The organism is Bradyrhizobium australafricanum, assembly GCF_020329495.1.
Taxonomy (GTDB): domain Bacteria; phylum Pseudomonadota; class Alphaproteobacteria; order Rhizobiales; family Xanthobacteraceae; genus Bradyrhizobium; species Bradyrhizobium australafricanum.
The window spans coordinates 101,463-113,109 of sequence record NZ_JAGKJL010000018.1 but is presented as its reverse complement, the minus strand read 5'-3'; the positions used below and the strand labels follow the sequence as shown (position 1 = coordinate 113,109).

11 protein-coding genes and 1 pseudogene are annotated in these 11,647 nt (G+C 64.3%); 7 read left to right on the top strand and 5 right to left on the bottom strand.

Going from position 1 to position 11,647, the window contains the following annotated elements:
• Nucleotides 1-10: 10 nt before the first annotated feature.
• Nucleotides 11-895 carry an amidohydrolase family protein gene (locus J6525_RS18165; RefSeq protein ID WP_225645660.1) on the bottom strand — a complete coding sequence of 295 codons (885 nt, stop codon included), beginning with the start codon at nucleotides 893-895 and terminating at the stop codon, nucleotides 11-13.
• A 469-nt stretch (nucleotides 896-1,364) separates the two neighbouring features.
• Between J6525_RS18165 and ykgO the strand changes: the two genes are divergently transcribed.
• On the top strand, nucleotides 1,365-1,490 hold the full coding sequence (ykgO, locus tag J6525_RS18160; protein WP_002718645.1) for a type B 50S ribosomal protein L36: 126 nt from the start codon (nucleotides 1,365-1,367) through the stop codon (nucleotides 1,488-1,490).
• A 123-nt stretch (nucleotides 1,491-1,613) separates the two neighbouring features.
• Complete coding sequence (locus J6525_RS18155; protein ID WP_225645659.1) at nucleotides 1,614-2,282, top strand: tetratricopeptide repeat protein; 669 nt, start codon at nucleotides 1,614-1,616, stop codon at nucleotides 2,280-2,282.
• A 92-nt stretch (nucleotides 2,283-2,374) separates the two neighbouring features.
• Here the strand turns inward: J6525_RS18155 and J6525_RS18150 are convergent, their stop codons facing one another.
• Nucleotides 2,375-2,551, bottom strand: coding sequence for a hypothetical protein (locus tag J6525_RS18150; RefSeq protein ID WP_018269760.1), 177 nt, complete (start codon nucleotides 2,549-2,551; stop codon nucleotides 2,375-2,377).
• Nucleotides 2,552-2,909: 358 nt separating this feature from the next.
• Between J6525_RS18150 and J6525_RS18145 the strand changes: the two genes are divergently transcribed.
• Both J6525_RS18145 and poxB read left to right on the top strand, forming a co-directional pair.
• On the top strand, nucleotides 2,910-3,872 hold the full coding sequence (locus J6525_RS18145; RefSeq protein WP_225645658.1) for an alpha/beta fold hydrolase: 963 nt from the start codon (nucleotides 2,910-2,912) through the stop codon (nucleotides 3,870-3,872).
• Between the two features lie 111 nt (nucleotides 3,873-3,983).
• Nucleotides 3,984-5,703: pseudogene (gene poxB / locus J6525_RS18140) on the top strand (ubiquinone-dependent pyruvate dehydrogenase).
• A gap of 190 nt (nucleotides 5,704-5,893) precedes the next feature.
• Here the strand turns inward: poxB and cycA are convergent.
• On the bottom strand, nucleotides 5,894-6,286 hold the full coding sequence (gene cycA / locus J6525_RS18135) for a cytochrome c-550 CycA (protein WP_018269764.1): 393 nt from the start codon (nucleotides 6,284-6,286) through the stop codon (nucleotides 5,894-5,896).
• Between the two features lie 235 nt (nucleotides 6,287-6,521).
• On the opposite strand from cycA, the gene J6525_RS18130 reads away from it, so the two are divergent.
• Entirely contained in the window at nucleotides 6,522-8,015 is a 1,494-nt protein-coding gene (locus tag J6525_RS18130; protein ID WP_225645657.1) for an FAD-linked oxidase C-terminal domain-containing protein, read from the top strand.
• Nucleotides 8,016-8,112: 97 nt separating this feature from the next.
• Here the strand turns inward: J6525_RS18130 and J6525_RS18125 are convergent, their stop codons facing one another.
• On the bottom strand, nucleotides 8,113-8,526 hold the full coding sequence (locus J6525_RS18125; RefSeq protein ID WP_225645656.1) for a hypothetical protein: 414 nt from the start codon (nucleotides 8,524-8,526) through the stop codon (nucleotides 8,113-8,115).
• 320 nt (nucleotides 8,527-8,846) lie between these two features.
• Between J6525_RS18125 and J6525_RS18120 the strand changes: the two genes are divergently transcribed.
• Nucleotides 8,847-9,992 (top strand): acyltransferase family protein, encoded by a 1,146-nt coding sequence (locus J6525_RS18120; protein ID WP_225645655.1) that lies wholly within the window; start codon nucleotides 8,847-8,849, stop codon nucleotides 9,990-9,992.
• A gap of 143 nt (nucleotides 9,993-10,135) precedes the next feature.
• On the opposite strand, the gene J6525_RS18115 is transcribed toward J6525_RS18120, so the two are convergent.
• Complete coding sequence (locus J6525_RS18115; protein WP_225645654.1) at nucleotides 10,136-10,618, bottom strand: putative quinol monooxygenase; 483 nt, start codon at nucleotides 10,616-10,618, stop codon at nucleotides 10,136-10,138.
• A 397-nt stretch (nucleotides 10,619-11,015) separates the two neighbouring features.
• Between J6525_RS18115 and J6525_RS18110 the strand changes: the two genes are divergently transcribed.
• On the top strand, nucleotides 11,016-11,636 hold the full coding sequence (locus tag J6525_RS18110) for a hypothetical protein (RefSeq protein ID WP_225645653.1): 621 nt from the start codon (nucleotides 11,016-11,018) through the stop codon (nucleotides 11,634-11,636).
• The last annotated feature ends 11 nt before the right edge of the window (nucleotides 11,637-11,647 follow it).

Below are 11,647 nucleotides of genomic sequence, written 5' to 3'. Positions count from 1 at the left end.
CAATACTCCCTTAGATTCCCAAAATCTTCCGCGCGTTGGCCTTCAGGACCTTCGGCCGGATCTCCTCGCGGATGTCGAGCTTGGCGAAGTCGGCGAGCCAGCGGTCCGGCGTGATCACCGGCCAGTCGGAGCCGAACAGCATCTTGTCCTGCAGGATCGAGTTGATGTAGCGGACCAGGATCGGCGGGAAGTATTTCGGCGACCAGCCGGACAGGTCGATATAGACGTTCGGCTTGTGGGTCGCGACCGACAGCGCCTCTTCCTGCCAGGGGAAGGAGGGATGCGCGAGGATGATCTTGAGGTCGGGAAAATCCGCAGCGACGTCGTCCATGTACATCGGGTTGGAATATTTCAGCCGCATCCCCATGCCGCCCGGCATGCCGGAGCCGACGCCGGTCTGGCCGGTGTGGAACAGCGCGATCGCGCCGCCGTCGTTGATGGCTTCATAGAGCGGATAGGCCATGCGGTCGTTGGCGTAGAAGCCCTGCATGGTCGGGTGGAATTTGAAGCCGCGGACGCCGTATTCCTCGATCAGCTTGCGTGCCTCGCGGACGCCGAGCTTGCCCTTGTGCGGATCGATCGAGACGAACGGGATCAGCACGTCGAGATGGTCGGAGGCGACCTCGAGCATTTCGTAATTGTTGTAGCGGCGGAAACCGGTCTCGCGCTCGGCGTCGACCGGGAAGATCACCGCGGCGATGCTCTTGGCGCGGTAGTAGGCCGCGGTCTCCGGCACGGTCGGCGGATGTTTGTGCGGCGACTTGAAGTAGTCGGCCATCTGCGCCTGGAAGTCGTCATAGCCGTCGTCGCCATGCATGCCGCACGGCTCCTCGGCATGGGTGTGGATATCGATGGCGATGACCTTTTCGATGTCGGGCAGTTTGAGCTTGGGCATTCGGTTTCCCCGGCGGCGTGTTCATTGGTGATGGAAAATAATTATATGATATAACGATTTTCGCAAGCGCTGTGGCGTTGAAGGATTCTGGCCGCGCGCCGAGCTTAATCCGGCGCAAAGTCCGGTTCGGTCACGATCGGGGCGGGCGCGAGGAGGACGAAAACTCGATTCGGCGGCCGTGGCGCCATGGTCAAAGGGCGACGACGGGTCCGTCGTTGGTCCGGATAATTGTGGTCGTCGCCGTTTCCGAAGCGATCTCAATGGCGTGGCGCGGTACCCGGCGCGGGTTCCGGACCAGGACAGGCCCGAAAATCGGCCCATCTCGGTTGACATTTAACGGTCCGATGGCTTAGAACGCGGCCGTCCCGGGCGGCAGGCCGCTTGTCGGGATAAATCCCATTTTGCCAAATATTGGCATTGATCAGGTACGGCCTCCAACACGGGCCTTTCGAAGTAACAGGATTGTCCCATGAAGGTCCGTAACTCGCTCAAGTCGCTGCGCGGCCGCCATCGCAACAACCGTCTGGTTCGCCGCAAGGGCCGCGTCTACGTGATCAACAAGGTCCAGCGCCGCTTCAAGGCGCGCCAGGGTTGATCCGACAAATCTGACCGGCAAGGCTGATCCCGCCCGGATCTCCGGTCGATTCCGATCCTTCCTTCACAGGTCTTTGACGCCGCGCTGCTTTGCAGTGCGGCGTTGTGCGTCTAGACTTCGGCCATGGGATTAAAGCTCGGATTCAAGTTCCTGGGGCCCACCAACCGCCGGCTGGCGATCCTGATCGCCGCGCTTCTGGCGCTGCCCGTTGCGGCCGTCGCGCAGGACGATCCGCGGGTGGTCCCGCCGCCCAGGGCCCAGAAAAAACTGCCTGAAGCTCCGACCAAGCTGCCGAAGGTGCCGGCCGACCGGACCCGCGGGCTGGATTTCCTGTTCGGCGCGCTGAAGGCCGCGCCCGACGAGGACAGTGCCCGCCATGTCGAGGCGCGGATCTGGGCGCTGTGGCTGCAGACCCCGAGCGATACCGCGGCGCTGTTGATGGTGCGCGCCAAGGCGGCGATTGATGCCCAGAATGTCGATGTCGCGCTGAAGCTGCTGGACGCGGTGATCAAGCTCCGCCCCGACTATGTCGAGGCCTGGAACCGGCGTGCGACGATCTACTATTTGAAGAACGATTACGTTCGTTCGCTGGGAGACCTGCAGCAGGTGCTGACCCGTGAACCCCGCCATTTCGGCGCGCTGGCGGGCGTCGGCATGATCATGCAGGACATGGGCGACGACAAGCGCGCGCTCGACGCCTTCCGCAAGGCGCTGGCTGTCGATCCCTACCTCGAGAAGGTGCCGCAGATCGTCAAGCAGCTGACCGAAAAGGTCGAAGGCCGCGATATCTGATTGCGTGCGATTGATCGCGATCGTGGGGCGATGGCCGCGAATGGGCACGTTGCGCGCGAGCTTGATGCTTGCTCGCGGTACGGCGCAGGAGGCTAGTGCAAGAACTTGCCGCGGGACGCGGTGTCCTGGGCTACGGCGGCATAGAATTGCTGAAGCTCCGCCTCCAGGTGCTCATTCACCAGCAACAGTGCCTTCAGCGCGCCGCGCAGGTCGCCATTGCAGCTCGCCACGATCTGATCGATGGCCGCATCGCTAGGGTCGGAAATCATGGTACTCCTCCGATTACTTCCCGTTGAACTCGTCATGCGGACGCCGGTTCCTGTGGATACTGTGTACAAACCAGGAAGCGTTCCAGTGGCGTCCCGGTTTCGATGAAGCCTCGCGTCTGATGGCGAAATTGCCACCGCCAATCTATGAAATGACTAATGACGCAGGTATGAACCCGCTATCCACAGGCTGGGCGCATTGTGGACAACTCCGCGCCGGGCGCGAGCCGGATAATCGACAATTGGGTTTGCGAACAAGAGCATGCCCTGGCAGGGGGCACATCCGCGCGGAACCTGATTTCGGCTTCGTCGTAATTGTCAGGTGCCCAATCAGGTGCCTAAGACCTTTCGGATCCCCTCGATGTTGACCGCAATCATTGCGCTGGCGGCCGCAGGGCTGGCCTTGGCGCTGGTGACGCAAATCGGCGCCCGGCTGATCCAGCGCGCCTTCCCGCCTCAGGGGCGAATGATCGGTGTGGCCGGGGCGCGGCTGCATGTGGTCGAACTCGGCCCGCGCGACGCGGTCGGGCCGCCGGTCGTGATGCTGCATGGTGCAAGCTCCAATCTCCGCGCGATGCAGCCGCTCGGCGATTGTGTTGCCAAAGCGCGCCGGGTGATCCTGATCGACCGGCCGGGTCACGGCTGGAGCACCCGCGAGCGCGTCGCGGATTCGACGCCCGCGATCCAGGCCCGGATGATCGTGGAGGCGCTGACCAGGCTCGGCGTCGAGCGGGCGATCGTGGTGGCGCATTCCTGGGCCGGCGCGCTCGCCCTGCGCATTGCGCTGGATCATCCGGACCGCGTCGCCGGCCTCGTGCTGCTCGCGCCCGTCGCCCATCCGTGGCGCGGCGGCGCCGGACGCTACAATGATGCGATCTCGACGCCTTTGATCGGGCCATTGCTAGCGCACACGATCACGCTGCCGCTCGGTTTCCTCGTCGCCAATTCGGCTGCGCGCGGCGTGTTCGCGCCGCAGCCGGTGCCGGCTGATTTCGTCCGCGACAGCCAGTCGTTGCTCCTGCTGCGGCCGCGCGAGTTCATCGCCAATGCGCACGACCTCGTCACGCTGAAGGCGGCCGTTGTCGAACAGGCCCCGCGCTATGCCGAGATCAGGGCGCCGCTGTCGATCATTTCGGGCGACGTCGACAAGACGGTCTCGACCGGCATCCACTCGCGGCCGCTCGCCGTATCGGCGCCGAACGCGAAGCTGATCGTGCTGCCGGGCACAGGCCACATGGTGCAATACGTCGCGCCCGATCTCGTGGCGTCCGAGATCGAGACGATGGCCGGACTGATGGTGCCGGACGTGGTGACGGCGCAATAGCTGCCGCGCCTTTGCGCCGCGCGAATGTGATCCGGCAAGGCTTGCGCCGCCGCGTGGCGCCGAACATCATGCAGCCCACGCGGTTTCGGATTGCAGCAAAGGACACCTCTCATGCGGATCGACAACATTGCCGACCTCATCGCTGAAACCCTTGCCCAGGCCGGCGTCAAGCGCATCTACGGTGTCGTCGGCGACAGCCTCAACGGCCTGACCGAGGCGTTGCGCAAGCGCGGCACGATCGATTGGCTGCATGTGCGTCACGAGGAGGTGGCCGCGTTCGCCGCCGCCGCCGAATCCCAGATCACGGGCGCGCTCGCGGTGTGCGCGGGCTCCTGCGGCCCGGGCAATCTGCACCTCATCAACGGCCTGTTCGACGCGCATCGCAGCCGTACGCCGGTGCTGGCGATCGCGGCCCAGATCCCCTCCGCTGAAATCGGCGGCGGATATTTCCAGGAGACGCATCCGCAGGACCTGTTTCGCGAATGCAGCCATTATTGCGAACTGGTGTCGGATCCGGCGCAACTGCCCTACATGCTGGAGAACGCGATCCGCGCCGCGGTCGGCAAGCGCGGTGTCGCCGTATTGGTGCTGCCGGGCGACGTCGCGATGCGGACGGCGCCGAAACGCGACATCGCACCGAATGCCGGCCTGCTGCCGCCGGCGCCGGTGGTGCGTCCGGCCGATAACGAGTTGAACGCGCTGGCGGCGCTGCTCAACGGCGCGCGGCGCGTCACGCTGTTCTGCGGCCGCGGCTGCGCCGGCGCGCATGACGGCTTGATCAAGCTTGCCGAGACGCTGAAGAGCCCGATCGTGCACGCGCTCGGCGGCAAGGAATATGTCGAATACGACAACCCCTACGACGTCGGCATGACCGGCTTCATCGGCTTTTCCTCCGGCTATGCCGCCATGCACGGCTGCGACGTGCTGCTGATGCTGGGCACCGATTTTCCCTACAAGCAGTTCTTCCCGACCGGCATCAACATCGCGCAGGTCGATATCGCCCCGAAAATCTCGGCCGCCGCTGCAAGCTCGATCTCGGCATCGTCGGCGACGTCGGCGAGACCATCGCCGCGCTGCTGCCGAAGCTCCATGTGAAGACCGACCGCAAGCATCTCGATGCCAGCCTCGCGCATTACAAGGACGCCATCTCGCCCGCGGCAAGCCCGGCCAGAAGCCGATCCATCCGCAATATCTGGCGCGCCTGTTGAGCGAGCAGGCGAGCGAGGATGCGGTGTTCACCGCCGACGTCGGCACGCCGACGATCTGGGCCGCGCGTTATCTGAAAATGAATGGCCGCCGCCGTCTGGTCGGCTCCTGGGTCCATGGCTCGATGGCCAATGCGATGGCGCATGCGATCGGGGCGCAGGCGGCGCAGCCGGGACGGCAGGTGGTGTCGATGTCCGGCGACGGCGGCTTCGCCATGCTGATGGGCGATTTGATCACGCTGACCCAGGCCAAGCTGCCGGTGAAGGTCGTGATCTTCAACAACAGCGTGCTCGGCTTCGTCGCGCTGGAGATGAAGGCCGCCGGCTTCATCGAGACCGGGGTCGATCTGAAGAATCCCGATTTCGCGGCGATGGCCCGCGCCATGGGCATTCACGGGGTCAGGGTGGAGGATCCCGGCGAGCTCGAGGGCGCGATCCGCGACGTGCTCGCGCATGACGGCCCGGCGGTGCTCGACGTCGTGACCGCGACGCAGGAACTGTCGATGCCGCCGACCATTACGCTGGAGCAGGTGAAGGGATTCAGCCTCTGGGTGCTGCGCGCGGTGATGAGCGGCCGCGGCGACGAGGTGGTCGATCTCGCCAAGACCAATCTCCTGCCGCGCTGATCGCGGCGGCCGGGCATGATGCGGAAAAGTGCGTGGCGATTTTCCCTCGCGACAAACGCGGGACGCGTCTGCGCCGAGATCATGTTCAAATCAGAGAGTCAGAAGGGGATGGCGTTTCGAAGAAAGGCCATCCCCGTTCTAACGTCCGCCCCGGCATTGGCGCCGGGCGGACGGCGACCGATACCGCCGATTACTTCTGCTTGCCGTCCTTGTCGAACGAGGAGACGTAGGCCCAGAGGTTGTTGGCCTCGTTCTCGTTCTTGATGCCGGCGAATGCCATCTTGGTGCCGGGGATCTTGGCCTTCGGATCCTTGATGTATTCGAGGAAGGTTTCCTTGTTCCAGGTGATGCCGGAATTCTTGTTGGCATCGGAATAATTGTAGTCCGGCGCGGAGCCGGAATGGCGGCCGTCGAGGCCGTTGAGCTCGGGGCCGACCTTGTTCTTGGCGCCTTCGCCGATTGCGTGGCAGGCGAGGCATTTATTGAACGAGGTCTTGCCGGCGGCGGCATCCTGCGCCAGCGCGGAGGATGCGGAAGCCAGCGATGTGACGACCGCCAGCGCGCTCAAGGTCTTTAGGTTCATGGGGTTCTCTTCGTTTCGTCCCGGGAGGTAGTGATCGTTTGTGGCATGTCCGGCTTGAACAGGACAAGCCACGAAACTTTGACAGGTTTCGAGGCCGCCCGCTTGTCCGAGAGAGAACTCGCCATTGCGGGGTGGGGCAATCCGACCTTCGGCCGGTCCACTGAAACAGGTGCAGACGTGATTGATTTGTCGTAACAAATCGGCGAAGGGCAAAAGTCCACCCGAGGGAACAATGATGTCCATCATGATGCCGGCGGCCGACCAGGCCGTCCTCGCTCGCCGCGCCGAAATCGTGGCCGCCTTGCGCGCAATCGTCCCGGGCGAGGGCGTGATCGACGGTGCCGCCGAGATGCTGGCCTATGAATCCGACGGCCTGACCGCCTATCGGCAGCCACCGATGGTCGTGGTGCTGCCCGATACCACCGAGCAGGTGTCGAAGGTGCTCAAATATTGCCAGGGCCAAGGCATCAAGGTGGTGCCGCGCGGCTCCGGCACCTCGCTGTCCGGCGGCGCGCTGCCGCTTGCCGACGGCGTGCTGCTCGGGCTCGGCAAGTTCAAGCGGATTCGCGAGATCGACTTCGAGAACCGCGTCGTGGTCACCGAGCCCGGCGTCACCAACCTCGCGATCAGCCAGGCGGTCGCCCATGCCGGCTTCTACTACGCGCCCGATCCGTCGTCGCAGATCGCCTGCTCGATCGGCGGCAATGTCGCGGAAAATTCCGGCGGCGTGCACTGCCTGAAATACGGCATGACCACCAACAACGTGCTCGGCTGCGAGATCGTGCTGATGAGTGGCGAGATCCTGCGCATCGGCGGCAAGTCGGCCGAGAATGCCGGCTATGATTTGATGGGAATTATCACCGGCTCGGAAGGGCTGCTCGGCGTCATCACGGAGATCACGGTGCGCATCCTGCAGAAGCCGGAGACGGCGCGCGCGCTGATGGTCGGCTTCGCCGAGGTCGAGGCGGCCGGCGAATGCGTCGCCCGGATCATCGGCGCCGGCATCATCCCGGGCGGCATGGAGATGATGGACAAGCCCGCGATCCACGCCGCGGAGGCGTTCGTTCACGCCGGTTATCCGCTGGACGTCGAGGCGCTGTTGATCATCGAGCTCGACGGCCCCCAGGTCGAGGTCGACGAGCTGATCAAGCGGGTCGAGGCGATCGCGCAAGGCTGCGGCTCGACCTCCTGCCAGATCTCGACCTCGGAGGCCGAGCGCAATCTGTTCTGGGCCGGCCGCAAGGCGGCGTTCCCCGCGGTCGGGCGCATCTCGCCGGACTACCTCTGCATGGACGGCACCATCCCGCGCGGTGCCTTGCCGAAGGCCCTGGCGCGGATCCGCGACCTCTCGGAGAAATACGGCCTCGGCGTCGCCAATGTGTTCCACGCCGGCGACGGCAATCTGCACCCCTTGATCCTCTACGATGCCAACAAGCCGGGCGAGATCGAGAAGGCGGAGGCGTTCGGCGCCGACATCCTGCGCTGCTGCGTCGAGCTCGGCGGCGTGCTCACCGGCGAGCACGGCGTCGGCATCGAGAAGCGCGACCTGATGCCGGACATGTTCACCGAGATCGACCTCAACCAGCAGCAGCGGCTGAAATGCGCTTTCGATGCCGGGGGCCTGCTCAACCCCGGCAAGGTGTTTCCGACCCTGCACCGCTGCGCCGAGCTCGGCCGCGTGCATGTCCACGCCGGCAAGCTGGCGTTCCCGGATATCCCGCGGTTCTAGAGCATGATCCGGAAAAGTGCGAAGCGGTTTTCCGAAAAGATCATGGTCAAACAAAGAGCTAAAGCGCGATGACGATTCAACCCAATCTCATCGCGCTTCAGTACCGTCTGAGTAGCCCCGACGCCGCGCCGCTATCGCCATAGGCGGCGCAGGCCCCTTCCGGGTCTCTGATCAACGCCGCCCGGACTCGCTTGAAGGTCTTGCCGGCCGCTTCGGACACCTCGGGGCGGAATTTGCGCGGATCGTAGTCATTGCCGTCGTGAGCCTTGATCGCCGCGTCGAACGCATTGATCATGGCCATCGCGGCGTCGGGGCTGCCGAGAAGTCTGGCGCCCGTTTGAACGCCGCCGGCACCGTTGGCCTCATATCCGGTGCATCGTTGTTCGAGCACCGCGGCTGCGGTAGCGAGCTGGTCGAGGAACGTCGCCTCGGCGTCGGTGAGCATGGCGGCGCGCGCCTGTCCCGGCGCGATCATCGCGAGCAGCGCGATGGCTGTCGGTTTGATGTGCATCGTGATGGTTCTCCCGGCGGAGCCGCGATCGAATCAATGGTTGCCGAATGACGATAACAAGCCCTGCTTCCACGGCATCAGGAACCACGTCAGCTATTGGCCCCGAGGCCAACATGCGTGAGCGTGCGCCCAGAGCCACCAACGCGCGAGGGCCGGTCGGTACAATTCGACGGATTGCCCTAGCCATTCGATAACCTTAACCGATGCTTGCCGCGGTGGCCGCCGCCGCGCGTCGCTGCAATTACAGCGCCGACCCATTTACACGGCCTTAGACTGTTGCTCGGTATTTTCCGCAGATGCACGTCTTCGGGAGCACATCGATGCCCAGCCTGGCCGATCAGCTGGCGCTTTCGCGCAATCGGCCCGCGGGTTTCGACTACATGCGGATCGCGCTGGCGGCGTCGATCATTGGCCTGCACAGCACGAACGTGACGCTCGGGCTCGGCCGCGCGCTGGAAATCCAGAGCACGCTGCGCATCGGCGTCGCGATGATCCTCGCGCTGTTCTTTGCCCTGAGCGGCTTCCTGGTGACCGCAAGCCTGCTCCGGTGCAAGAGTCTGATTTCCTTCCTCGGCCTGCGCGTGCTGCGGATCGGACCGGCGCTCGCGGTCGAAACCACGCTATCGGCAATCATCATCGGCTCGGTCTTCACCGAGCTGCCGTTGGCGCAATATGTCGCCGATCCGAAATTCCACGCCTATTTTCTCAATATCGTCGGCGACATCCATTACGAGCTGCCGGGCGTATTCCTGCACAATCCGCTGCCGGATCTGGTGAACGCCCAGCTCTGGACCGTGCCGTACGAGCTGTGGTGCTACGTCATCCTGGCGCTGCTCGCCGTGCTCACGATCTGCTTCAACCGGGTGGCGTTCCTGGGGTTCATGGTGATCACCCAGATCGGGCTCATCGCCTACGACATCTACCGCTGGGACGAGGTACCGATCCAGCTTCACCCGCACCTTCTGGTGTTCTGCTTCCTTGCCGGCGTCGGCTTCTACCTCTGGCGCGACAAGGTGCCGTTCAACCGCACGGTGTGCCTGCTGGCGCTGGTGCTGTGCGCCGCCGGCATGGCGACCGGGCGCGGCGACGCGCTGGCTCCCGTGCCGGCCGCCTATGTCGCCTGCTATCTCGGCCTGATGAACCCGCGGCGGAGCTGGATCGTCTCGTCGGGCGATTACTCCTACGGGCTTTATCTCTACGGCTTCGTCATCCAGCAATGCGTCGCCACGTTCGGCCCGCCGGTCCAGCACTGGTATCTGAACCTCCTGATCAGCCTGCCGCTCGCCTTCGGCGTCGCCGTCGCGTCCTGGCATCTCGTCGAGAAACGCGCGCTTCGGCTCCGAACCCAGGTCGAGAGCCTCGAGGCGGCGGTGCTGTCGCGGATCTCGATCGTCGGCTTCTGGCGCAGGCCGCCCGAGCGGGCCGGCTTGCGCGCAACGCTCGGCAACAGCGGCGCGTCGATCTGACCCGCGCCGGCGGGAAGAACGAGCTTCGGTTCTGATCGAATCAGAACCGAAGCTCTCGCTTCTTGTCTTGACGCGTTTTCTTCACGCGAACCGGGTCCACTTCGCTCGAAAACGCTCTACCATCCTCCCCGCCGCGCTTTTCTTCACAGCAGCGCGTATTGCGACCGCTCGCGCTTGGCGAGCAGCGGCAGCGCTTGCTCCGCGATGTAGGTCTTGAACGCCGCGCTGTCCTGGTGTGCCTTGAACGCGGCTTCGTCCTGGAACAATTCGTAGAACAGGAATTGCGCCGGATTGTCCTTGCCGCGGCCGATCAGGAACAGCTTGGTGCCGGGGTCCTTCTGCGCCTCGGGCAGGAAGCCGTCGAGGATTTCCGCGACCTTGTCGGCCTGTCCCTCCTTGGCTTCCCATTGCGCCACAACCAGAAGGCCTGACGTGTTGATCGCGTCGCTGATGGTTCTCGTGCTCATCGCATAGTGCTTCATTGGCATTCCTCCGTTGCTGTGCTCCGATCGAGCTTGCGATCCGCCCCAGGGCGAGACGCCGGCGATCGCCATGATCGCGAACGAGCCGATGGCCGATCGTCGGGTGAGGATCATCGTCGTGGTCGAAACTTCCGAACGTTTCATGTTCGCCTCCAGATGATTCGCGCCAACCGTCCTGCCGGCCGAACCGCAACGCGAGAGATAGTGGATCGTTCGGCGAACCGAGTTCGGCGATGATCGAAATGTCGATGTCGTGAAAACAGTTCGGCAATGATCGAAGTGTTGCAGCAGAGACCGCACGACGGGATTTTCCCGATATCGGCGCTTGCCACGCTGCGACGCATGGAAGCATCGCGCTAACGGCGGCTTAAGTCGCCAGTCGTACAGTTCCGGCATGGTCAAGGTCACAGACATCGGAGGCCTCGAAGGGCGTATGTGCGGTCATCTGGCGGCCAGCCTCTGCGCATTCTTTGCCGGACCCGGCTGCGATGGTGCCGGCCAGAAAGGCGGCTTCATCGCGCGCACCTGCCCGAGCGACTGGGTGGCCGCCGAGCAGGCGCTGCTCGCCGTCGGCGTGATGCATGTCGAGCCGGTCGGAGCCGACGACGCCGTGACAAGGGCCGTGTTTTCGATGAATGCGACGGAGATGCCGGATTTCCTCGCTGCTTCGATTGGCGACGGCGACCCGCGTATCGCGCAAATCGTGCAGTCCTTTGTCGCCATCGCCTGCGGCGGCTACAGCCGGGACGTCCTGTCGGACCAGCGCGACTGGTTCGAACCTCCTCCCGGATACGCGACGGCGATGAAGTGGCTCGCACGCCACGGATACGCCGAACGGGAGCAGCACGCGTTCCGCTGGACCGACAGGATCGGGCCGGCGATGCGCGCCAGCCAGATATGGAACGATCAAGACCGATCCGTCGAGGCAAGCGAACGCATCGAGCGCGATGCCGAGTGTGAGCTGATCTGGTCGACCATGCCGGACACGCTCAAGCAGGGGGTCAAATCAGGCCGGGTCAGCTTCTTCGATTTGGTCAAGGCGCTGGCGCTCGGATGGAGGGACGGCCGGTGGCGCGCCCACAGAGGTGACGAGCCCTTCGAACTCTCGGGCCAAACTCTCCTGGCGCGGCGAATTTTTGAGCTGGCGGGACGTTCCGAGTAGGGCAGCCTGAC